At 44.1% G+C, this 24,701-nt stretch carries 20 protein-coding genes; 3 read left to right on the forward strand and 17 right to left on the reverse strand.

Annotation, left to right across the window (positions count from 1 at the left end; all coding sequences use genetic code 11):
* Window positions 1-74: 74 nt before the first annotated feature.
* The 17 genes from WBJ47_RS05185 to WBJ47_RS05265 form a co-directional block, all read right to left on the reverse strand.
* On the reverse strand, window positions 75-1,790 hold the full coding sequence (locus tag WBJ47_RS05185; protein WP_424585251.1) for an O-antigen ligase family protein: 1,716 nt from the start codon (window positions 1,788-1,790) through the stop codon (window positions 75-77).
* Window positions 1,790-2,947, reverse strand: a complete 1,158-nt coding sequence (locus tag WBJ47_RS05190; protein ID WP_290241859.1) for a glycosyltransferase family 4 protein — start codon at window positions 2,945-2,947, stop codon at window positions 1,790-1,792. Before WBJ47_RS05190 ends, WBJ47_RS05185 begins: the two co-directional genes overlap by 1 nt.
* Window positions 2,948-2,962: 15 nt before the next feature.
* Window positions 2,963-4,201: a glycosyltransferase family 9 protein gene (locus WBJ47_RS05195; RefSeq protein WP_424585252.1), complete on the reverse strand. Its 1,239-nt coding sequence runs from the start codon at window positions 4,199-4,201 to the stop codon at window positions 2,963-2,965.
* A 6-nt stretch (window positions 4,202-4,207) separates the two neighbouring features.
* Complete coding sequence (locus WBJ47_RS05200) at window positions 4,208-4,969, reverse strand: glycosyltransferase family 2 protein (RefSeq protein ID WP_424585253.1); 762 nt, start codon at window positions 4,967-4,969, stop codon at window positions 4,208-4,210.
* Window positions 4,970-5,154: 185 nt separating this feature from the next.
* Complete coding sequence (locus WBJ47_RS05205; protein WP_424585254.1) at window positions 5,155-6,246, reverse strand: glycosyltransferase; 1,092 nt, start codon at window positions 6,244-6,246, stop codon at window positions 5,155-5,157.
* 3 nt (window positions 6,247-6,249) lie between these two features.
* The gene (locus WBJ47_RS05210) at window positions 6,250-7,386 is read right to left on the reverse strand and encodes a glycosyltransferase family 4 protein (RefSeq protein WP_424585255.1); all 1,137 of its coding nucleotides are present in this window, start codon (window positions 7,384-7,386) and stop codon (window positions 6,250-6,252) included.
* Entirely contained in the window at window positions 7,383-8,309 is a 927-nt protein-coding gene (locus tag WBJ47_RS05215) for a glycosyltransferase family 2 protein (protein WP_424585256.1), read from the reverse strand. Before WBJ47_RS05215 ends, WBJ47_RS05210 begins: the two co-directional genes overlap by 4 nt.
* Before the next feature lie 14 nt (window positions 8,310-8,323).
* The gene (locus WBJ47_RS05220) at window positions 8,324-9,538 is read right to left on the reverse strand and encodes a hypothetical protein (RefSeq protein WP_424585257.1); all 1,215 of its coding nucleotides are present in this window, start codon (window positions 9,536-9,538) and stop codon (window positions 8,324-8,326) included.
* 17 nt (window positions 9,539-9,555) lie between these two features.
* Window positions 9,556-10,830: a glycosyltransferase gene (locus tag WBJ47_RS05225; protein WP_424585258.1), complete on the reverse strand. Its 1,275-nt coding sequence runs from the start codon at window positions 10,828-10,830 to the stop codon at window positions 9,556-9,558.
* Complete coding sequence (locus WBJ47_RS05230) at window positions 10,827-12,068, reverse strand: glycosyltransferase (RefSeq protein ID WP_422243123.1); 1,242 nt, start codon at window positions 12,066-12,068, stop codon at window positions 10,827-10,829. The genes WBJ47_RS05225 and WBJ47_RS05230 overlap by 4 nt, the downstream gene beginning before the upstream one ends.
* A gap of 11 nt (window positions 12,069-12,079) precedes the next feature.
* On the reverse strand, window positions 12,080-14,062 hold the full coding sequence (gene asnB, locus WBJ47_RS05235; protein ID WP_422243124.1) for an asparagine synthase (glutamine-hydrolyzing): 1,983 nt from the start codon (window positions 14,060-14,062) through the stop codon (window positions 12,080-12,082).
* Between the two features lies 1 nt (window position 14,063).
* Window positions 14,064-15,029: a glycosyltransferase family 2 protein gene (locus tag WBJ47_RS05240; protein ID WP_422243125.1), complete on the reverse strand. Its 966-nt coding sequence runs from the start codon at window positions 15,027-15,029 to the stop codon at window positions 14,064-14,066.
* A gap of 5 nt (window positions 15,030-15,034) precedes the next feature.
* The gene (locus WBJ47_RS05245; RefSeq protein WP_422243126.1) at window positions 15,035-16,879 is read right to left on the reverse strand and encodes an ABC transporter ATP-binding protein; all 1,845 of its coding nucleotides are present in this window, start codon (window positions 16,877-16,879) and stop codon (window positions 15,035-15,037) included.
* Between the two features lie 41 nt (window positions 16,880-16,920).
* A complete protein-coding gene (gene fcl / locus WBJ47_RS05250; protein WP_422243127.1) occupies window positions 16,921-17,889 on the reverse strand; it encodes a GDP-L-fucose synthase in 969 nt (322 codons plus the stop codon).
* A gap of 88 nt (window positions 17,890-17,977) precedes the next feature.
* Window positions 17,978-18,952, reverse strand: a complete 975-nt coding sequence (locus WBJ47_RS05255) for an MraY family glycosyltransferase (RefSeq protein ID WP_422243128.1) — start codon at window positions 18,950-18,952, stop codon at window positions 17,978-17,980.
* A gap of 241 nt (window positions 18,953-19,193) precedes the next feature.
* Window positions 19,194-20,027, reverse strand: a complete 834-nt coding sequence (locus tag WBJ47_RS05260; protein WP_422243129.1) for a DUF5672 family protein — start codon at window positions 20,025-20,027, stop codon at window positions 19,194-19,196.
* A gap of 25 nt (window positions 20,028-20,052) precedes the next feature.
* On the reverse strand, window positions 20,053-20,991 hold the full coding sequence (locus WBJ47_RS05265) for a glycosyltransferase family 2 protein (RefSeq protein ID WP_290241882.1): 939 nt from the start codon (window positions 20,989-20,991) through the stop codon (window positions 20,053-20,055).
* Between the two features lie 157 nt (window positions 20,992-21,148).
* On the opposite strand from WBJ47_RS05265, the gene rfbA reads away from it, so the two are divergent.
* The 3 genes from rfbA to WBJ47_RS05280 are packed head-to-tail and all read left to right on the forward strand — an operon-like array spanning window position 21,149 to window position 24,688.
* On the forward strand, window positions 21,149-22,033 hold the full coding sequence (gene rfbA / locus WBJ47_RS05270; RefSeq protein WP_422243130.1) for a glucose-1-phosphate thymidylyltransferase RfbA: 885 nt from the start codon (window positions 21,149-21,151) through the stop codon (window positions 22,031-22,033).
* A 26-nt stretch (window positions 22,034-22,059) separates the two neighbouring features.
* Window positions 22,060-22,611, forward strand: coding sequence for a dTDP-4-dehydrorhamnose 3,5-epimerase (gene rfbC, locus WBJ47_RS05275; RefSeq protein WP_422243131.1), 552 nt, complete (start codon window positions 22,060-22,062; stop codon window positions 22,609-22,611).
* The gene (locus WBJ47_RS05280; RefSeq protein WP_422243132.1) at window positions 22,574-24,688 is read left to right on the forward strand and encodes an O-antigen ligase family protein; all 2,115 of its coding nucleotides are present in this window, start codon (window positions 22,574-22,576) and stop codon (window positions 24,686-24,688) included. Before rfbC ends, WBJ47_RS05280 begins: the two co-directional genes overlap by 38 nt.
* Window positions 24,689-24,701 lie beyond the last annotated feature (13 nt).

The raw sequence follows: 24,701 nt of genomic DNA on the forward strand, positions 1-24,701 counted from the left end.
ACTTGATTTCCATCGTTACACTCCCTGGTAAGACGCAACATACTGTGAAGGTTAAAAAATTTCCTAACTAATTTTTATTTATACGATCCATAAATAAAAGGAAGTTTTCCAAAGGAGTGTATAACCTCGTTAACAACACCTAATAGGGTTAATATGAAAGCAATACCAAAAAAAATTATTATTAAATGTTGTCTTTCTATCGTCTGGGAGTAAAAAAACATACTTCTTTTTTGCTTCCATGCATAAGAATAAAGTAATCCCACAAATACACTTAGCAGTATTAGATTTTCTCGAAGCAAAAACGAGTGTGAATAGAGATTCCCAAGAAATAAAGAAAATATCCCATAAGTGACGGGAATAAGAACGACTCTTTTTTTAACATTGAAAAATGGCCATAGGAAAACAATCATAAAGCTCAATATTCCTACAATCCCAACTTCTGCTAGGGTTTGCAAAAAATAGTTATGTGCATTCTCACCTCCCGCTCGCACCATGGCGAGGGAGTTACTAAACTCAAGCACAGACGAAAGCCTAAAAAACTCACCGTTCCCCACACCAAACCAAGGGTACTGACTGGACATGCGTATTGCCGCCGAGTGAAACTCTAATCTCCATCTAGAAAGCTCATTAAACGCTTCAAAACCATTTAAATCGGGATTAGTGATCGCACTATACAGTTCCTTTATCCATAAATAATGACCTGAATAAAAAATAATGATCAGTACAGAAGCGATTAATACTAAAAAATAAATTCCATTCTTGTATAAATTTTCTCGCTTTTCTTTTAACCTATATATAAATATAATAAATATTGTTATACAGGCTAAGAAAAGTGAAGCCCTTGATTTACTTAAAACAATGGCGATCCAACTCAATACAATTGCACTAATCGTGATGTACCGCCAATATTTGTGATCGGCCCGAACAAGAAATCCAATGAGTCCTACCGCACCAAGTAACATATGCGCAGCAAATGAGTGAATATCTGACTGAAAACCAACCGCGCCATAGCCAATGCTTTCGGGACGATATGCAATTGTTGCGGCAGGCAATCCTATCTTTGAAAATGCTTGAAATATCCCATAACTGGCAGAGACTATTACTGCGACTACTACCGGTTTAAAAACAATTGCATCTCTATCCCTATTATTACGTAGTGCCTCTGAAATAATAATGACGACCAAACCTGCAAAACTGTAGACAATCATATCTGCTACGGGTGCAAAGTCATTGCTTTTGCTAAGCAGCTTAAAATGCAAAAGACTTAAAATTAATTCTTGCCAATTAAAGGATGATGCAGATTGCCAAAAATTTCTAGAAATAGCGACTGCAGTTGAACACACGAGTATGATCAATAACAGCCCCAGCGGCCAAGGTGGCGCTATTTTGGAAATTGAAAATTTCCTATATTGAAATATTTCTCTTAAAAAACCACCCACAGTGAAGCCAGCGATAATATCTATACTGGGATAAGCAACAAAGTATGGAACAGCTGGTTTGTAAAAATGTTGAATTTGTTCATGGAAGGCCGTTGCAAGTGGTAATGAAAAAATCACAAAAAAAATTGACCACTTCCTTGATACAACAGCAATCAGTAAAGCTAAATTAAAGTAAGTGAGCGTCGGCCATCTCACAGGCTGAAAGAGTGAAAACACATAACTACTTAGCACTACAGCGAGTGATAAACCCGTTATGAGCAAGGCACTCCAAGATAAATAGATGCCTATTTGTTGGCAAATACGCACTGGATAAGTTAAACGATTGGCAGAATGGCCTGCGGTATTAAACATTATTTAACTTGTCCATTAACTGTTTTTTTATAAACTTCAACGATGTACTGCCACGTTTGTTTTGCACAGATTGGCCAGGTATATGCCTCTGAGAGCGCTCTCGCTTTAACTGATAAATTTTTTCTTAACTCTGAATTAGAAATTAACGTTCCAACAGCTTCTGCTATTGACGTGTCCTCTGTAGGATCAAAATAAACACCCCCATCTTGCAATACTTCGGGCAAACTGCTCCGATCTGAGCATGCAATCGGCAATCCGGACGCCATCGCTTCTAATAAGGTGATGCCAAAAGTTTCACAACTAGAAGCAAAAATAAAAAGATCAGCTTGAGCAAAAAAATCTGGGATTCTGTCGGGGGGCAAGAACTCCAGGACTTCAACAAACTCATTATCTGGATCTGAAATTGATATTTGTTTTTCGAGTATTTTTTTAGCGCGTTGTCCCCCACCGCCTACAAGAGTCAGTTGTAAGTTATGACCCTGATCCCGCAATCGCTTGATAGCGCTAACAACAACCCATTGATGTTTATATTCAAACACGGGTGAGATATACAAACATCGAATCGGATGATCGGAGCTCTTTGGCCAGATTCTTGGCACGACATCCCTTCTGAAAACGTCGCTCACCCCATGCGGGATAACCCTTGTCTCAGAAAGTTTTCCCGTCACATCTTGTACACAGCTCGCAGCATAGCGTGTAAGAAAAATATTTCCATCCGCATAGCGAAATGCTCTTTTCTGTACTAAACGAATAAATTCCTGGCGAAATCTATTCATACTCAAACCAAATAAACGTAAAGTACCTTTTTCAAATGGTAATAAGTTCTGACTTAGGACAACCATTGGTTTGAATTGGCATACAGTACTTGCCTCCGCTGTAAATAATACTTGGCAATCTTGAGCCTTGATTTCTAAACTTAACTTCTTAGATTGCCAATACAGTTGATGAGCAATGGACATCTCTGTTTCAGGAGGATGATGTTTGATGAGCCACGGCTTATTTGGCACAGAATCTAATAGCTTTTGATATGCCCACAAGTGTATGAATTTAATTCCATAAATATCGATTCTCTCTAAATCAAGTATTCCAACTAAATGGGCAATGCCGCCGCCCGAGCGAACGCGCGAAGCATCAACAGCAACATTTATTGCCCGCATGAATGACTCCTGTTTTCATGACTGATTGATGTGGATTTCATGTCGCTGAGCCATACCACATGCATCGATAACTTGTTTTGTACCGACATGAGCGATGCACGGCACCGCACCCAGCTCGTCCAGCGGGTAATGACAGCGCCATCTACAACCAAAACATTCCATTGAACTGAACACGGATATTGGCTTGGGTCGGTTAATGTCCTCCGCCTCAGGATTGTATGGAAGAAATCTACCAAAATGCCCGCCTCCCAATATACAAACTGACGGAACTGCTACAGCCGCCGCAATATGAATGGCAGACGACTCATTTGCAATAACCAATTGTGCGTGACGAATAACTTCTATCATCTGAAGTAATGTTGTTTTACCCGCAATATTCATCACCTTGATCTCGGCTTGAGCCGCGATTTGTTTACAAAGCGCTTGCTCTGAGTCTGTTCCGCACAATACCGTAGTGAGTCCTTGTTTCTGTAAATACAGAATAATTTCGACGAAATTTTCAATGGGCCACATTCTTGGTGCCCAAGACGCACCTGGCACAATGACACTATAGCGTTCGGGTAAATCTAATGCATGGGGAAATTCATCAAACGCCGGAATCACAGGAATGTGACTTCGGAAGTTAATATTGCCTAGCTTCCTAATCAGTTCAGCATTTGTATTTAGCTCGATTGGAGGAGAAGTGCCACATGGCACCAGTGTTGTGTACCAAGTATCAGTAATCATTTTGTGACTAGCTGAAATGTTGTTTAAATCCCCTAGGTGTCCAATTCGATTCGAAGCGCCAGATGCGCGAACAATGAGATCAACAACATATTCTCTCGAATAGGTTGGATGTATGACTGTCGTGAAGCCCAGCCTTCGCGTGGCACATAATAATTTGAGTCGATATGACTCGTCTGTTCTTAACCGCGGTACATCCACTGCGACAACTTCATCCCAGTATGGCACGCGTGTTGCAAGTACTGACCAAGTTTTATTTGCATATAAAACAAGTCGCTTATTTGGATACAAATTCTTAAGTTCTTTCGCTGCATCAAGCCAAATAACAAAATCACCAATCAAGTCAAGTCTAACAAGCAGAACAGTTTCACAAACGGCTTTCTTTTTTGGCAAATAATCAATTAACCAGTATTGCTCAGTCAATATCAAAGCAATACGATGATAAAACGATACAAAAAACATACGTTGTATTTTATGAAGTCGTGACGGTACTTTTTTTAATTTGATCAATACATTGGCTACGATCCGCATAGATTTTTAAGAGACCTGTATGAATCGTTTCAAAATTTGACGTTTCGTTCTGAGATAAATTGTGAGTATTTTGTCAAAGTAACTTCGCTTCCTGCCAAGAGCTCCTAAGAAAATTTCATCAAGTTCCTGAAAATATCGCTTTTTCAATCGGCCAGATCCTGATATCGAATCTGCATAAAGCCTAAAAACAGCAAGTTCATTTTTATCAATAAAATGCTCTGATCCATGCTGTAGAAAATTTAAAAATAATTCATAGTCCCAGCATGTACGATTTAGAGTGTTGATACCTCCAACCTTCTCATACAACGACGCAGGGAAAAATGTGGATTGTTGAAACACGATAGCCGAACGATGTAGCATTTCTCGGGCAGATAAGACACTTGGAGCAATCGGTGTTCTTATGCCAAACGCATCTTCTGAATAGCCTTGTCCTGTCATGAAACAATTTGTGTTGCGACAATCGAAGAATTCTTTAACTTTGCTTAGTGCATTTGGCAAGTAATAGTCATCAGAATTGATAAATCCATATATATCGCCTGTTGCGTGACTAAAACCTTTGTGTAATCCATCGGCAGGTCCACTGTCCGAGTCAAAAACTTTCACTATCCGATCACCGTAAGATTCGATCAACTCCCTACTTCCATCCGTGCTCCCAGGATCGACCACAATATACTCAACCTCACACTCCTTTTGTTCGAGGACTGAGTCAATACATTCCCTAAGATATTTCTTCTGATTAAAAGAAATAGTGACAATTGAGATTTTCATCTTGAGTGAGTGATTGCGACTTTATTTATATGACCGTGAAAAGCTAATTTATTTTTTGAGAATGATTAGATAAAAAACTTTATACGCGAATTAAAATGAACGCGTTTGCCTCTGCAAGATCAACCGATGTTGTATACCAATGTTATCGTTATCTTTCTTCGCAAAAGCTATGCGTATTTATATCGTTAATACCTCATTTCTCTAGTTTTTACTGACATCAAACTAGCCGTCGTGATTTCAGGTGTGATTTGGCTTGCTAAATGCGCACTCATATGACCCATCTGTATGAGCTTTGTGACATTATGGCTCGACATCAAATGCATTTGGTAAGCAAGGTCTTGGGGTGAGTCATTATAAAAGGTATAACCATTTAAATGATCAATCAAAAACTGGGGCCTCGCACCCACTCTCTCTGAAAATATAAGAGGTAATCCAGCCGTTGAAAACTCGTGGGCGACAACACCCCACGGCTCATAGCGACTAGGCAATATAAAAGCGCCTGCATTTTTCGCACGCGTGACGAGGTCTGATTGAGACAAAAATGACTCTACAGTAATACCGTCATGCCGTTTGGCAGCACTTATTAAATCGTCATGCAGTGGACCATTTCCGATACAGTTTAGTTTCCAAGTCCCTTTGTATTTTTCTTTATACAGATCAAAGGCCTGAATCAAGATATCGATACCTTTTGCCTTCGCAAAGCGACCGACATACAGAAAAGTCTCAGGATAATTGTTCAGTTTTTCCTGATCTAGTGCTGCAGCTGCCAGGCTAAACAAATCGGAATTTCCGCTCAGCAAATTACAAATGATTTCTGTTTTTTTAAAGCCAATACGTCTTGCATACTCGTACTGTAAAGGGCCAGGTACCCACACATAGTTATAAAAGAGTTTTTTATAAACCCAGCGAATTAATAAAGCGCCTATTTGTTGCCGCACAGATCCCGTCCACTGACTATCCAAACCCGCAACGATCGTCACTCCCTTTGACTTTAACTTGCGCAAGGCTGGGAAATAGCCACGATCCATCCAACCCGTCACGTAAACCAGATCAGGTGAAAGCTCAGTGACGAAATCAACGATTGCTTTGGGAGTGAAAGCAGATCGATCATGAAATGTAATTTTTGTACTGTCTGTATTCGCGCTTGGTACAAATGGAGTTAGCTTATTTTGACTCCAGTGAATAACGTCAACCGTCGCGCCGTAGTCATTCACTAGTTTTTCAAAAATCGGCAGGTTATAGCCGAGCAGTTCTGTATACAAGTAGAGAACTTTCATGATCTATTGAACCACGGGTGCTAATGCACGATAAACGCCGAGAGTTTCTTGTGCACATCGCTCCCAAGTGAAATGTTTTTTTCTAGCTAATCCTATATTTATAAGTTCTTGCGTTCGTGATGAGGACAACACAACGGCTTCAATCGCAGCAGTCATATTCTCAGTTGAACGAGGGTCAAAATATTCCCCCGCTTGAGCGATAACTTCAGGCATAGCACTAGTGTTACTGCTAATGACTGGGCACTGGTGCGACATTGCCTCTAGTGGCGGCAAACCAAAGCCTTCGTAAATGGACGGGTATACAAGTGCTGCAGCTTTTTTGTACAAGTTATTTAATACCTCATCTTCACCACCGAGTTGCTTAACTTGGCCTACGCTGAAGCCTAACTCTTTAATTAAATTCTGTTCCTCGGCATTAAAATTCCCGCCGCCAAAGGCAACTAAATCAAACTCTTTCATTATTTTCTGTGATGACGATATTGCACGCAATAATCCAGTAAAGTTTTTATAGCCCTCGCGCAACCCAACGTATAAGAGATAGGGACGTTGATTTGATTCTTTAGAGATGCAAGCCTCTTCATTCTCTGGAGGATCACAAGCCAGATAGACAACAGAAGCTTTTTCAGAAGAAATCTCAAATATATCCATAAGATCTTTCTTAGTACTGTGTGAAATACAAATCACATGGTCTGCACGCATCACAGACTTATATTTTTCAGTAGTTTTCAATTCGGAATTTGAATAGCCTTTAGCAAGCAAATCTAACTCACTAATCATATCGAAAACTGTCAACACTACTGGGCAGGCAGGCGGAGCGATTATCTTTGATGAATAATATGTCTCATGAACAATATCAGGCTGCCAGTTTTTAATTGATTTTCTTGCGAGCAAACGATTAGCTGTCACACAAACCGTAGCTGTTTTAAGTGGGTAATCAGTAATCGCATAGCCATGAACGATCGACTGCGGGAGTTTTCGTAGATATTGATTTCTATATAGCGGAGCAAAAATACCAACATCTACATTACAAACACCTGAGTCATTTGAGTCACTTAAGTGATCTGCCAGCCGACAAAAATACCGTGAAATTCCACCCGTTTTTTGTAAGGTAAACGCTTGATGATCAAAAGCAATTTTCATTTAATTAACCGTGAAAATTGTTTATTAATTTTGCGAAGCTGTCTTTTTATAAATGATGGAGCAATCTGATCCTCAGAGATAAAGCGATCACCTTCAGGGTCTTGCAACACGAAATTTGGATGAACAAGTGGAAAGGCGATCGGCTGCGTCGGCATATTTGCATGAATACCGACCTCATGAGTATGAGTAGCCTCTGGCCCAAAACCAATATTCGAAATTAAATTTACGTTAGGCACAATTTGGAGCATGCCTTTTAGTAAAGCAGTGAACGTCCAAGAGCAATCCCACGTATCAAGTGATCCGTTGTAGACCATTTCGAATGAATTGCGCCAGTATTCTTGCTCACCCTTGTTGGGGAACAGTGATTCTATCCAGCCCTCGTCTCGGAATTGAGGCCACTGCTTAATGTCTCTATCGTAGTGCTGCCATGCCCTCCGCCAGGATGCCCATCCCCATATGTGGGTGTAGCGAGAAAAATAATAGCTACCCAATCCGCGCTGTCGGCCGAACTGAAGATTTCCACCAGAAATCATACTGACACGATCATTATTTCTGTACCGCTCAAGCATTTCTTCGCAAAATTGAAAAAAACTGGGCTCTGGCAAACAGTCATCCTCAAGAATAATGGCTTCTTCAACCTGTTCAAAAATCCAGTCAATCCCACTTGCGACTCGTAATTTACAGCCCATATTGTTTTCAGAAAAATTTGTGATGACCTCGCAGTCCCAATCAACTTTCTGAATAATTGCGCGTGTTTGCTGACATTTCTCGTATTCTCCCGCTCTATTCGCACGCGGTCCGTCAGCGACAACCAATAGCTTGGGTGGCTTAGCCTTTGCAATCTCTCTGAATACACGCTCGGTTGTATCAGGACGATTAAAGATTAATAAAGCGACAGGTGTCGTGAGCTGAAAATCAGCCATAGTGCCTTATGTGTTTAACTTTTTAAACTTGCGTGAATAAACTCAGAGAGCTTGTTTTGGACTGCAAGCGCATTGAAATCGACCCGATAATGATGAAAGTTATCCTTAATTCCATCAAGATTCAAGAGAGATTTTAAACCTCTATACATACTGGTGGAATCGTTTGGATCGACCTCTAGTCCGATCTTGTAGCGTCGAACACGTTGCCCCATCAAGCAGTTTTCAGCAACTAGTATGGGCTTTTCAAAATACGCCGCCTTTGAAAGCATATTGCTACTGCGTGCAAAATCACGGTACACAGCAAAAATCACATCCGAAATTGAGATGATTTCATTGAAAACCCGTTCGTCTTTCACATACTCTGGATAAGTAAACAGATTCTCTAGTGGATTGTCCTGTATTTTTTTTAGTGCGGATTCATCCTCAAGTGTCAGATTGTTTGTATTAATCCGACCCATTTGAACAAAAAACCACTGACTTTGATCACAATGACCGATCAAATCATACCAACGGGCCAAGTTCTTTTGTTTGCCAATCGATCCGCCCATAAAAACGATTTTTCTACCTGCAGCGAATGAAAGAATTTCGTTTGCCAATGCACTTCGTTGTTTAGGAAGGGCAATTTCAGTGATATCTGGTAAAAATTCAAAAATGCGCCCTGGCATTTCCTGCTGATAGGTCTTACAAATAGCCTCATCAAGCAAGCACGTTCCCTTGTATGTTTGCAGGGCATAGTACCCTTCAGAAGGGTGGGCACCTGGAGTAATACAAAGCCCTACCCACGGCAAACTATTTAAAAAACTCAGGTTTTTCCAATACTGAGGATCTGAAGGATAGGCATCAACATACATATTAAAAACAAGACGGATTTGTCCCGTATACCTATCGATCAGCTGATTAACGCGATCAAAGAATAAAACGGGATCGAGAGATGTTTTACGTTGGCGAAACATCAACCTGCCATACAAAGCATTACCCCTATGCCAAAACTTTTTAAGTAATGAATGAGGGCCTGTCGTTCGATCCGTTGCATCTAAAACGACCAGATGATCTGACTCATAGATGCCCTTGTGCTTGAGCTTTAAGCGCAAGCCCTCAGGATCATTGCAAACAGCAATCACTCCAAAACCGGATTTCGATACTAACTCAATAAACAGTACATGCCAGGAGTCAAGATGGCCTTCATTTGAAATCGGGTTATAGAGCAGGATGTATCCGTTTTTATTCATACGTTTTAAGATCCCGCTTAATTTTCCCTATGTGACGATCTGACCAGTGCGTGCTCGTAAGTACGCAAATACTGTTCGACAACGACAGTAGGTGTGAAACGGGCCTCGGCTATTTTTCGAGCCGTATGGGAAAGGTGTTTCCATCTCACGGGATCACTTAGTACCCAAAGCATCCCTTTTGCAAGGCTATCGATGTCAAAGGCAGGCGCTAACCAACCGCTCTGCTCGTGATCAACGATATCGGGCAGACCACCGATATTGAAAGCAACAACAGGAACACCACAGGCGTGGGCCTCAATTCCAGTATTGGGTAAATTATCGACTCTCGATGGGACCGTCATCACATCTGCTGCAGAGTAAATCAATGTCATGACATGGTCATCGCGAACAGGACCAAGCCAATGTACTTTGCAAGGCCAATCATGATGAGTGACAGGTTGATACTGACCGAAAATCAACAACTCAATGTTGTCAGGTTCACTTGCAACCACCTTGACCATCGCTTGCTTGAGGAGATCCTCGCCTTTGAGGTGAGGCATTCCTCCCGCAGAGCCTGACAAAACATATTTCTTGCTTTGATCCAATCCCAACACACGCCGTGCAAAGTCTTTTGGGATCGGTCGCCAAAGATGCTCCATCTCGATTGGATTAGGAATGACTGTGATCGAAGCATCTCGAAACAGCACGCTGTCTTTTGCACAACCCGCCATCCAGTGCCCAGGCGTCACGATATTAAATGCCTGATCTACCCAGCATTTTTTCTTGGACTCCCAGGTCTGACGATTGAGGTCCGGGCCGGACTCACCTGCAGGCCTGTTATCGGGCAGGTACCCAACCCTAAACCTGGAGACATTGTCATCATCCGCGACGTGCTCTCCACCACAAAAAGCCCACATATCATGTAGGGTCCAAACAATAGGCTTACGAATGTTCCCAATATCCTCGATCGAAAGCAGATTAACGATCCAGTGCAGATTCACCACATCCGCATCGCAACGATTAATCTCCTCAACAATCCCTGCGCTCTCCAGACCAAACGAGTGCATGATCAAGTTATCTGTTTTCCAGTTACGCTCGGTGAAGGCTCGTAGTTTTTTCTGAATACGACCTTTTACTTTTTCAATAAAAGTGCGTGGACCTCGGCCTGCGATAACCTTGTCATTCGCCGTCTGATGCGACAGTACGCGCATGGTGCTATCGATACCATGTTGCAACAGCGCAGTATGTAAACGATATGCGGCTCTCGAGGCTCCACCACTAAAGTCGTCCGTTGAAAGGTGAAGGATCTTCATACGTTTGACATGCACTTTTTAAGAAAGCCGATCAGATGCTGGCCCAATGCCTGAAGACTAAAATCACGCCGATAATGTTCAAACTGATTTCCCATAGATCCTGCTGTTTGAACGAGGGTAGTCATGGCAGTCAACATCGCGTCAACGTCATGCTCAGGGACTGTCAAGCCAATGCCATACTGTGAAACGCGCTCGCCCATTAAATATCCTTCAGCGACAAGGATGGGCTTACTAAAAGCGGCCGCTTTACCAGGCATATTGCTACTGATTTTAAAGTTTCGATAGACAGCAAAAATGATATCGCTTGTCTGGATGACCTCGTTAAACATTGCCTCATCAGGCAAGTACTCAAGTTTGATGTAGAGATTTTCTGGGCATTGTCTTTTGATTTTTGCCAACTCACGCACATCTTCACTTGTTAAGGTGTCCTCAAACATTTCTCCAATCTGTACAAAATAAAACTCTCGTGCATCTGCCTGATGAATCAGCTGATACCAGCATGCAAGATTTTTATTGCCTCCGATCGTGCCGCCCATAAATACGATTTTGCGGCCTCGTGCTTTATCCTTGATCTCACGAACCAGGGCACTTTCAGTTGAGGGCAACGCGTTTTCAGTGATATCAGGCAAGTAACCAAAGACTTTGCGAGGCATTGCGAGCTGAGCCTGCTCGCAAACGCTCTCGTCTAGGAAACACATCCCCTTGAGAGCAGATTGACTGTAATAAATTTCCGAGTGCTCAGGTGTCGGTACAAATCGAATACCCGCCCATGGCAGTTTATTTAACCTTTCAAACTGCAACCATCTCGCCCCGTCACTTGGATACATATCCATGTACATGTTGAACACAAACGTAGGTGGCCATTTACATTTTTTGATCGAAGCGTTGATACGACGTCCGAATTCCACAGGATCCAGAAATCTGGGATCTAAATCTTTTGTATCGTGTTGATCGCGAGATTGGAGACCGATCATTCTCTGTAAACGGCCTAATACGCGTTGAGCAAAACTTGGGCGTAACACATTCCAGTCCAACACACACAGTCTTTCTAAGAATACTTGGTTTTTAGACTTGAGCCGCCGTGTTAAATCCTGTGCGTCTGGTGTCATCGCATTGACGCGCCATCCTGCATCCAGCAAGATCGAGACAAACATCGCATTCCACGAGTCCAGATGGCCATGACCTGAGATGGGGTTGTAAAGGAGAATGCTTGGCAACCCTGATATTGGCTGGTTCATGGATAGAGGATTCATCTAGCCACCACCCTTTGGTACCACATCTCCAACAGCAACAGCTTGTAGGTAAAGAACAACCCAGTCCAATTGCGTTTGGCGATGTTTTCAAGCAAATGTGCGACTTTATCTGCAGCCAGCACACCTGATTGAACGAGTTGCCCGTTGCTCAGCATCTCTCCATAACGGCCAACCACTCCGGAAAGCCACTCATGTAAAGGAGGCTGAAAACCTGCTTTGGATCGACTGAGCACCTCATCAGGCAAAACGCCCTTTAATGCAGCACGCAGCCAGGCTTTTTGACCGAGTGCATGATCAGGATTGTTTGCCCTGAGTTGCATCACGAGCTCAATTAACTTTGCATCTAAAAACGGCATCCGAGTTTCAACCCCAACCGCCATCCCAACGCGATCACCTAGCGACAAACAGTTTGAAGTCAACCAGGTATCAAACAGCATGCGGATGACTGCAGCGGGGATTTTTTCTCTCGAGCGCAAACCAATGGCGGTCGGCTTGAAAAGCGAATCCGGGCCAAGCGAGTGCATCGCAGACCCATACACCTCCGCTTTAAGCGCAAAAGGACCATCAAAATCCGGATGGAGCATGTAATACATCAACTGCTCAGAGGGGTTGTGTGTATCACCTACTTTTTGCAGGATAGCTGCCCATTTCTTGATCGTTGGATGGGCATGCGGATAGTGTGCGACTTTATTCAAAAACAGCTGTGCGCTGCTCGAACCCAGCCACTGCGCTGCAAACTTGATCGAAGGGTGATCCAGCAACTGCTGATTTAACTCAACAGACTGTGTCACATAGGGATAGCCCCAAAAAACCTCATCACCACCAATCCCTGACAATAAAACCTTGATACCCTGATCAGCTGCAGCGCGCGGGACAGAATAATGGCCAAAGGCAGCAGGATCCGCAATTGGTTCATCCATCACCGTGACGAGCTCTGGAAAAAAATCAACAAAGCTATCTACCGGCAACTCGACCTCATGAACAATCATGCCCAAAGACTCTGCTAACGTGCGAGCCTGCGCACGCTCATCATAGGCAGGTCGGCCGGGATAGCCAACACAAAATGCGTGCATGGGCTCTGGGTAGTTTTTTTGTGCCAGCGCAGCGATCATGCCTGAGTCAATACCACCAGATAGAGCAACCCCTACCGGGACATCAGACCGCAAGGTCATTTTGACCGCATCCTCCAGAGCATCTCGAATGGCCGGGAGAATCAATTTGGAATCTGTTGAACTTGGGATGTGATCGATCACGTTCTCTACAGACCAATATGCTTGGGGATCGAACGTCCACTGCTTCACATGGAGGGAAACTGAATGACCTGCAGCGAGTTTATGCACACCCTGCAATAAGGTGTAGGGTTCAGGAACATATTGATAATGTAGATACATATCTACAACGGATGAATCTAGCTCCGGTCGTTTATCCAGCAATGGAATCAGCGCTTTGAGCTCAGAAGCAAAAATCAAAGACTGTTGATCGAAATGATAGAACAGCGGCTTTTCACCGCAACGATCTCTTGCTAAATAAACAAGCTTTTCTTGCCTATCCCAAATGGCAAAAGCAAACATGCCACGAAAGCGCTTCACGCAATTGTTGCCCCAGACTTTATAGGCAACCAATAAAACTTCTGTATCTGAATGGCTGATAAACGTTTCACCCAGCGACTCTAGCTCTGAGCGAAGCTCTAGGTGGTTGTAGATCTCACCGTTATACGTCACTACATATCTGCCATCCTGGCTCAGCATCGGCTGGTGACCAGCGTCACTTAGGTCAATGATCGATAGCCTTGCATGACCAAATTGAATATGCTCATCTGAATACTGCCCTATCCCATCAGGTCCACGATGTGACAGTCTGAGAATATCTTTCTCAGGTAATGCTGGCCAATGTGACGTGTGCGATGTATGGACGTCATCTGATGCATTGCTTGATGCATCAAATGATCTTTTATGAATGCGTCCAATGATTCCGCACATGCTAAGCCTGCCGATTGAAAACTTGACGGAATTTTTTCACTATCCATTGTGGAGAGCGCAGGAACTGGTCTCGTCTCTTTTTGAGACGATTCATGAATCGATCTGGATGATTCAGCCCACCAAAATTATGGTTAAACACATGACGGTCTGCCGATACGTTTTGTTTAACCTTTTGGGGATGTATCAGTTCGCCCAAAGGATAGATTGGCAAACCTTCTTCATCCCCTGATGTCACCGTATGTGTGGCATCAGGTCCAAAGCCAATATTGGTGACAAGATTAACGTTGGGCGTAGCGGTCAGCCCTCCGTGATACCAGACGCAAGCTGTCCACTGGTAGTCCCAAGTATCAATTTCACCGCGCTTGACTCTATCCAGCAATCCTGACCAGACTGTCCGCTCGACGGGGTCAGGGAGTTTTCTACGCCAGTCTGCTGTCGATCCCCACTCTGGCCAAAAGGGAATATCTACGCGGTAATGTTTCCATGCCCTTCGCCAGGTCGCCCAACCCCAGCAATGATTGAATTTTGAAAAATAGTACGACGCATCGCCTTGTTTTTTTCCATGCTGAAAATTGTTTCCGGTGATGACCCATACACGAGAATCATTTTCATAGCGGTCTAATAAGGCATCGCAGTACGAGAAAAAATCTTCGTGTGGAATGCAATCATCTTCAAGGATGATTGCACGCTCAACTTGGCTAAATACCCAATCCAGACCAGAGCTGACACGTAATTTACAGCCCATATTATCATCAGAATAATGACGTAAAACTTCGCAGGGCCAATCAATGTTTGCCACAACTTCTCTAGTCTCACGGCAGCGATCAAAGTCTGTTGGATGCCCCGGCCTTGGACCGTCAGCAATAATGAGAAGCTTAGAGGGGCGCTGGGCGCGTATCGCCTCAAAGCTTTGCCTCGTATGACGAGGGCGGTTGAATATGATGAAGGCAATCGGTGCATTCAGCATCACATTTACTCTTGAGCGTGAAGCGTCGTGGAGGGTTGTTCCGCAGCCTGACCGGCCAATTGCTTAAACGCAGCAGAGGAACGCATCAATTCATCATAAGTACCATCTGCAACAACTCGACCTGCCTCTAGCATCACAATTCGATGACATGCCTGCACAGTCCTTAAGCGGTGAGCAATCAGAATCATTGTCCGCTCTGCACTCAAGCTCTGTACTGCCTGCATCACGGCATCTTCGGTCATGCCATCCAGTGCGCTCGTCGCCTCGTCAAAGACGAGAACATCGGGATTGTGATAAAGCGCACGAGCGATACCGAGTCGCTGACGCTGGCCCCCCGATAACTTCACGCCGCGTTCGCCCACCATGGTGTCATAACCATTAGGAAGCTGTGAAATGAATTCCTCTGCCTGCGCCATTTGCGCCGCAAGTTTGACCGCAGCGTGATCAATTTGGCCCTCTGCTATACCAAGTGCAATATTGCGTGCAACAGAAGCATTGGTGAGAAATACGTTCTGCGGAACGTATCCGACCCGTTTGCGCCAGGCACGTTCATTGGACTCCACCAGACTCACCCCATCCACTGAGATGGTTCCACTGGCAGGGGGATAAAGACCTAGTATCACATCCGCGAGCGTTGTTTTTCCCGACCCCGTTCTACCCACTAACCCGATACTTTGATTTTGCGGGATCGTCAGCGAGACTTGATTTAATGCAGGTCTATTCGCAGAGGGATACTGGAACGTCAGATTTTCAAGCATGATCTCCTTTTTAAACACAAGGGTCTGGTCTTGTTCAATGAAGTTTCGACTTGTGCTGTTTCGAACAACCGCCAGATCCGCCTCCAGCGATTCGACTGCCCGCGTGTGATACTTGATCGTAATGGCCGATGCAAAAAACTGCTGGAATATGGGAACCAATCTATTTCCGGCTAATGCATAGAGTGCTAGTGAAGGAATCGCTGCAGTCCCCTCGCCCTTTAAAACAAAAGCAAGTGTGACCGCCACGATACCTGCATACGCAAACACTTCGATGACATATCTTGGCAAGGCAGAGGCCAACTGATTCGATGCTTGTGTCTCTGTGAGCGCTGAAAATGACTGCTTGAATTCTGCAGTTGAGGCAGACTCTCGCCCCAATACGCGCAGTTCTTTAACACCGTGCAAACCTTCTAATGTCGTGCGCCCAACGGTCAAGCTCGCTTCGATCATTTTTGCGCCAAGCCGCACCTGCCTGGCGCGAATCAATCGATAAACAAACATATAACCACAACCAAGTACCAAAACCGTTCCAAGAGCGACAGTCGGATCAACAAAAATAATGAGGCTGATCAGGACAAGACCGCTGAGTCCTTTTGAAACGACAGCCAATAGAGAGGCTAAAAAGCCGCCCAAAGCGGATTCCACATCGCCACCGATGACTCTGCTCAAGGACGTAGTGTCTCTTTGCACATGAAATGAATACGGGAGATATAGATAACCTGTGAATAACTCTGAAGAGAGTTCTTTGCGTGCAAGCGCCAAATAATGAGTCTGCACCCAAAGGTTCGCAGCGGTCACCATGTTACCGATTGCAAGCACTGTCACTGTCAAAACACCTGCGCCAATGACTGCGCCTTGTTGCGTCTGTATATTTAAGAGCTTCAGTGATTGGTCTAGCCACTGATACTTTGACAAAATGCTAGGATCCATCACGATCGCCATAAATGGCAAGATTGATGCAACACTCGCGGTCTCAAAGATGGCAGCAATCAAACTAACAAAAACGACAAATGGCAAACCTCTCTTGCTGGACTGAGGCAAGATTTTGTAGAGTTGCTTAAATGGTAGAACGACGCCTGAAACAATATTCACTATTGACCTAAATGATTGCCTGCGTAATTAGCTCCAGCCAATTACTCAAGCACTTTTTTTAAATAGTCTTGGTAAGCAATGCTCAACCCTTCTTCGATATCTATACTCGGATTCCAGCCTAAGGTTTTTAGCAAGGTGCTATTCATCAGTTTTCGTGGTGCGCCATCTGGCTTGGTTGAGTCAAAGTCTATTTGCCCCGTATATCCGATGACCTTCCCTACCGTCTGCGCAAGTTGCGCAATGGTGATGTCTGACCCATAACCCACATTAATATGGCTTTGCATTGGCTTTGTATGCTCTTCGTACTGAGCTTTAGGCAAGTTCATCACATATACACTTGCGGAGGCCATATCATCCACAAACAAAAACTCACGGTAGGGCTTGCCAGATCCCCAGATCGTGACAGTGGGTGTTTTATTCACTTTTGCCTCGTGAAATCGGCGAATGAGCGCAGGAATGACGTGCGAGTTTTCAGGATGATAGTTATCGCCAGGGCCGTACAGGTTTGTAGGCATCACCGAGCGATAGTCCACACCGTGTTCGGTGCCGTACTGACGGTTGTAGCTTTCGCAAATCTTGATGCCGGCGATCTTGGCAACGGCATAAGGCTCGTTTGTTGGCTCTAAAAAACCTGTCAACAGTGCATTTTCCGACATTGGCTGTGGTGCCAACTTTGGATAAATACAGCTACTACCTAAAAATAATAATTTTTTGACGCCATTTCTAAAGGCTGCATCGATGACGTTTGCCTGCACCATCAAATTGTCGTAGATGAATTCAGCAGGGTAGGTATTGTTGGCATGTATACCGCCGACTCTCGCAGCAGCCAAATAAACCTGATCTGGCTTTTCAATCGCGAAAAATTGTCTGACTGCGGCTTGATCAGTCAGATCTAGCTCTGCATGCGTGCGTCCAATGATCCGACTCGGGTCATGTCCTTTTGCAATCAAATTACGTACGATGGCCGAGCCAACCATTCCACGGTGTCCCGCAACATATATCTTTGGCATTGCTTGTTGTATCGCCATGATCGTAGGTATTTTTAATTTGGTTCGTAATAATTAATAGTTAATGCTCGAAGTACATAAATAATTTGCATTAACCCGAAACTTTTCTTAGTTCAAGCGAGGGCATCGTCCAGCGAAAGTGCACTAACCGAGCATAGATGAGCGCATAAATAAATACGCACACAAAAAAACTAATAATTAGCATCGTCGCACTTTTGCGAAACACAATCGACATGGCGGCAGGAATCAGTGCATACAGCAACATAATGGGTAAAACCGCTGCATTTTGAACAATGGGAGAACGCCCAGCAAGCCACTTGCGAGTGACGCGCGCCCAGATCAAGCTATGGAGATGCAACCTATCCGGATGGCCTAATTTTAACGCGCGCGCCCTACGTCGCGCCATAGAAAACAACACCTCAATGATCGGATACCCGCAGGCCAACAAAGGTGCCCAAGGGGATACCGAGGGGTTTCTCATTGCGACCATCACCGCAACCCAACCCAATAAGAACCCTAGCAAGTAAGCTCCGCCATCCCCCATAAAAATCTTGCCATAAGGATAGTTAATCAGCAGGAAACCAAACGTTGCACCACCCAATATAAAACATATCTTAGCCATTTCGGCGTCGCCTGCCAAAAAGGCGATCAGACCGAGCGTAGACATACACAGCAAAACAATCCCGCTCGCCAAACCATTTAACCCGTCAATAATATTGATGGCATTGGCCACTCCGCCTACTGCAAAAGCAGTAAACAAAACAGATACGGGTGTAATCGCCAATAACCAATCCACACCGCCTATGCCAATGCGTGTCAGGCTATCGCCTGTTAACCACCAAGCTAAGACGCCACTCGCAAAGGTTGCAAGCAATCGTTCTGTGACACGACCGCGCTTGAAAACATCCTCTATCACACCGGCCAGAAAGGCTGGTAATGAAGCAAGCAAAATTGGACCTAAAACAACGGCCACCTCGGGCGGAGCAAAAAAAAAGCCGACCACTAAACCGATCAAGATCGCTAATCCACCGATCCGAGGGGTAGGTTCCTCATGTATTTTTTGCACGCCCGACTCAGAGTCCAGAGTGTGTGCACCATGCAAGTGCTTTGTCCAGATAATGGCCAAGCATATTGCGAAGGAGGTCAAGCCCGCTGTAGTGAGCGCAAGATGAGGTATGGCAAAAAGCACTATTTTTGAGCCTTTAAGGGATCAATGTGCACTCAAAAACGTGCATTAGATTAGCCTTGAATCATAACACGACAACTATTCTTTATAACGATGAAAAATCGTCGCTAGGCTATTGATTTTATTGAGATTTCATTAAATCTTGTATGAGCCCATTTTTCTCAAACATACGTTGCCAAAATTCAGGATTATAACGCTGCCAGGCGTGGCATCCAAAGGGAAGCTGGTGCTGATTCAGTTCAAACAAATACTCGGGGTGTGCTTCAAAGGCAAATGCGATGGCCTCGACTGCTTTAGGGACAGTAAAAAACGCGCATCGCGGCGCGACAAAGAGACTCCAAAACAAGTCCTCATTGACATCAATATTGATCTGGAAGTTTTTATACACAAAAGAATGGTAATCCTTGAGGTAGCGATAAGTATTTGAGATCCAACTACCGGGCCAGGACTCCATGAGTGTGTTTTTAAATAGCCTAGGGCGCTCGAGAACCCTAAGGAAATCCGGGATGCTCCTCAATGAAAATCCACCATTTCCAACGCAATCTAACTGCAAGGGTTTGGTCGGCTGCGTGTATCCCACAAACCAGGGGGCACCAATATAAGAGAAGCCCTTAGCTGCCCAAGCATCGAGTTCGTCCCTAAATACTAAAGAATCTGTCTGTGCAATCAAAACGTACTGATAATCGATAAAAATCCGATAAAACATGCTGGACATCATCAGGCGGTTGTAGCCATCAATGCCAGCAAAGTAATGATCTGGAAAAGTTTTATAGCCAATCGATCTACCAAACTGGGCTGAAAGGCCTGCTAGAAATACTTCAAGTTTTTCAGGACCGACAAAATATAAATCGTGTTTAGCTAAAACACGCGCAGCATTACTGATAGAAAACATTTCCTCAGGACTTAAGGACGTCTGATAAATCGGAATGACGACCGCATTTTTTTTGAGTGGCATATTGACCGATCGCATTGTCATCCGGCTAAGGCTGACCTTTCCACATTCTGATGAGTTTATTTTTCACGCGAATTGGAAATTTCAATAAGGTACGAGGAAATTTCATGTACAAGCCACCCAACAGATGATCAAACACATACTGATCCGCTTTTAGATGTTGCGTGACCTCAGGTGGATGCGTGATTGGACCCAGCGGCTTAACAGGCACACCTGGTTGATCCTCATCCGCCAATGTGTGCGTGCTATCAGGACCCACACCGATATTGGTCACAAGATTGACACGCGGTGTAGCGGTCAGCCCCCCGTGATACCAGAGGCAAGTCATCCAGGGGTACGCCCAAGAATCAATTTTTTTAAGATAAATACGATCAAATATATCAATCCAATACGCTTGCTCATAAGGGTCAGGGACCTTGTTACGCCAATCCTGAGAAAGTTTCCACTCAGGCCAAAACGTGATGTCACCGTCATATTGTGCCCACGCTCGTCGCCAGGTCGCCCAGCCCCAGCAATGACCATATTTTGAAAAATAATAGGCGTCATTGCTTCTTTTTTTACCATTCTGGTTGTTATTACCGGTAATGGTCCAGACGCGATCATCGTCTTTATAACGCTCAAGCAAGTCTTGGCAGAAAGGGAAAAAATCGGGATGTGGCAGACAATCATCCTCCAGAATGATTGCGCTCTCAACCTGACTAAATACCCAGTCTAGTCCGCTAGATACGCGTTTTTTTAATCCTAAATTTTGATCCGCATAATTTCGCTGTACCTCACAGGGCCAGTCGATCTGAGAAACGACTTCACGCACAGCCAGACACCGCTCCTCATCCGTGGGATGCCCTGGACGAGGACCATCAGCGATAATAAATAAACGCGCCGGACGGGCGGCACGAATAGCCTGAAAGGTTTCTCTCGTGTGGCGGGGACGATTAAAAACGATATAAGCGATTGAAATATCTGTCATGACTAGATTGTATCTGTTCGATTGTCAGGGACCTTGAGTTTGACGGGATCAGTAAAAACATTAAACGCCCTGCCTTTAAAGATCGATTTACCCCTTGTCATGTGAATACAATAGCGAAACTCGACTTCATTCGCATCGTCTAACAATTTAGAAAAATATGCACACATCACGTAAAGGTCTAATTTTAGCCGGTGGCTCGGGTACTCGACTCTATCCAGCAACGCAATCTATATCAAAACAGTTATTACCGGTTTACGACAAACCGATGATTTATTACCCGCTTTCAACCTTGATGTTGACGGGAATAAAAGAGGTATTGATTATTTCAACACCTAAGGATACGCCACGATTTGCTGAGCTACTCGGCGATGGGTCGCAATGGGGAATGCAAATCGAGTATGCCGTTCAGCCGAGTCCTGACGGGCTTGCACAGGCATTCATTATCGGCCGACACTTTATTAATCATCATCCTAGCACTCTTGTTCTAGGAGACAACATATTTTATGGACATGACTTAGTTCGTAAACTAAAACATGCAGATCAAACAGCAGATCAAGCTACAGTATTTGCTTATCACGTCCCAGATCCTCAGCGTTACGGTGTCGTGGACTTTGATGCAGCTCAAAAAGCACTCAGCATTGAAGAGAAACCCGCACAGCCTAAAAGTAACTACGCCGTCACAGGGCTTTACTTTTACGACAATCAAGTCTGCGACATTGCTGCAACTGTGAAACCCAGTGCACGTGGCGAACTAGAGATCACCGATGTCAATCAACGCTATCTTGAGTTGGAGATGCTCAATGTTGAGATCATGGGAAGAGGATTTGCCTGGTTGGACACAGGCACCCACGATAGTTTGTTGGAGGCGTCGAGCTTCATCGCAACCTTACAAAAAAGACAAGGCTTACAAGTCGCATGTCCTGAAGAAATCGCATTTGCACAAAAGTGGATTGATGAAGAACAATTAGAAAATTTGGCGCAGCCATTTATAAAGACAAACTATGGTCAATATTTGATGCGGCTCCTTAAATCACGAGCCTAAATTCCTTCACGTTTTCGGAGTCCAGATTGCCTTATCACGTCACACCTACTTCTTTATCTGGTGTTCTCATCCTTGAACCCAAAGTGATCAAGGATGACAGAGGATTCTTTTATGAAAGCTTTAACCAGCAAGATTTTGTGACTGCTACAGGATTAAATCCGACATTCGTTCAGGACAATCACAGCCAGAGTAAAAAAGGGGTGCTTCGGGGGTTGCATTATCAAATACAACACGCCCAAGGAAAGTTAGTGCGCGTCGTGAAGGGTGAGGTCTATGACGTGACCGTTAATCTGCAGCGCCACCATCCAGAGTTTGGAAAATGGACGGGGGTGCACCTAAGTGATCAAAATCATCGTCAGCTCTGGATACCACCGGGATTTGCGCACGGTTTTTTGGTGCTGAGTGATGAAGCAGATTTTTTGTATAAAACGACGGACTATTATTCACACCCAGATGAGCGCTGCCTGCTATGGAATGATCCGGCAATATCCATTCAGTGGCCCGAGGAGAACGAGCCCATTCTGACGGACAAAGATCGTCGTGGCTCTCGATTGGCGGATGCAGATGTCTATGAGTAAGGGATACATACTTAAAAAGTCTTGCGCAAACCTAGGCTTTGCAATCTCGTTACTCGTCTCTTTCATTATTGTTTTCAATCAGTTTGAGTCATTAAAGGGCTTAGATCCCTTTTACCGCATCACGATACCAGCTCTGTGTTTGGCCTTTTCGTTCATCGTGTCGACGATCAATCTTCGATGGGGAATCATTGCTTGCGTCTTCGCGCTTCCGCTACTCCCGAATCTTGCATGGCAAATTCAGCAGCATTTTGGTTACGGTCGAATTCTCTCTTTGCATAATAGTGGCTTAGATTTAGTGGCTGGCCTTTTTCTAGGTGGGCTTGTCAATCAGTGGTTAACAAATAAAAAAATAAGCGTTAAATCCTCTTTCCCATGGCAGTTAGGTCTTTTGATGCTCGTTTTAACGGCATCCGTTTTCTTAGCAATCGCGCGCAATCTTCACCAAACTGCCTCACCGTTTCAGCTCTCTAGTTTGCTCTATAACGTACTGCATTTAAGGTCCATCGGCTGGCATGATGATTACAGACCTTTAGTGGATTGGGTGGTGTTTGGCTGCGCAGCCTCACTCATTTATATTGTCATCACTGCGCTGACATCATTACATAACCGTAATGAATACATTTTCAAGCCCCTGATCATAAGTTTGCTGATCGCTGCATATGTAGGCTTTAAACAGTCGAAATACGGGATGGGCTTATCACTCGATCAGATCAACTTTCGCGTTGATCGCTTTGGGTATATGGCATTAGGCTTTCAACACGACATTCATGCATTTGCCGGCCAAATGCTGATTGGAGCGATCGGACTGTGGGGGTATTTGTATTACGCCAAAAGCATCCAATCCAAGTTATTTATTTTGTCCTGCATTCCCGTATTTTGGATTGCTTTATTTTTGAGTAAATCGAAATCAAATTTTACGGTCGCTGTTATTTCTCTAGTTTTTATTTTTTCTATCTGGATGTTTAGACGTTCACGTTTACTGTTGCCCGTTCTCAAACCCGCAGTTTTCTTCTTTGTAGTAGTGATTTTAAGTGTAGTTTTTTTCCACGATGCATGGGTTTCTAGCCTAGCGAAACTCACTCGTTATTTTGAACTACCGGATCTTGATGCTATTAATTTTAAATTGTCATATCGTCCAGAAGTGTATCTGGCCGCACTTAAGTTTTTTGCACTTTATCCAATCCTAGGTCTCGGTCAAAGTGAGTTTTATCGCCAGTCCGCCGATCATGCTTTGACAAATTCTTATTATTTAAGCATCAACCAAAATGGTGAAAATGCACATAATTATTTTCTGCAAACACTCGCGGAAACAGGCCTTGTTGGTATAGCGGTCTATGCTCTTCTGATTTTTTATCCTCTCTTTCGCATTGAAAATAGACGGCTGCTCATCCCGGCAGGCGTAGCACTTGGGGCACTTTTTTTAGGTAATATTTTTGCGCACTCCATGCTTGTACGTGACAACCTTTTTATAGCCGCTTGCTTTATCGGTCTGATGTACGCATGCCTAAAAGGCGAACAAACTTCAGCAAGGTCAGCCGACTTTTACTCTAATAACAAAGAGCCGAAGTTCTCGGCAAGCTCAGCTAAAGTAAAACTCCTCAAGCATCCCTATCTGATTGCTATATTCACTATTTTTGTAATGATTTCGGCTTTTCGAGAAATTTATACTTCATTCCGATCCGTACCTTTCCTGAAAGACGTGCAATGTTTCAAAGAACGCAAGCTAGACGCCGACGGCTGGACCTCTGGTGTATTCAACGTTGCAATTCCTCAAGGTGCGAGAGGCATCACACTCAACATCAAAGGGACACAGCCCTACGTAACAAAACGACCCTTAGCAGCTGACCTAAATATCATGCATGGTCAATCGCGACGCATTCAGTCATCCCAAATACTATTTAATAAGGATGGCCCTTATCAAATATCAATTAATTTTGATCGAGGTGCTGTTGCTGACGATGAGGAATATCGGGCTGAACTCCGCCTGGAGAGATGCTTTATCCCCAGAAATTTAAATATCAATGCGGACGGCCGAAGACTTGGCATCCAAATTGAGTCCGCTACAGTAAACCATTAATTTTTTAACGACA

This window comes from Zwartia sp. (genome assembly GCF_049655405.1).
Classification (GTDB): Bacteria; Pseudomonadota; Gammaproteobacteria; order Burkholderiales; family Burkholderiaceae_B; genus Zwartia.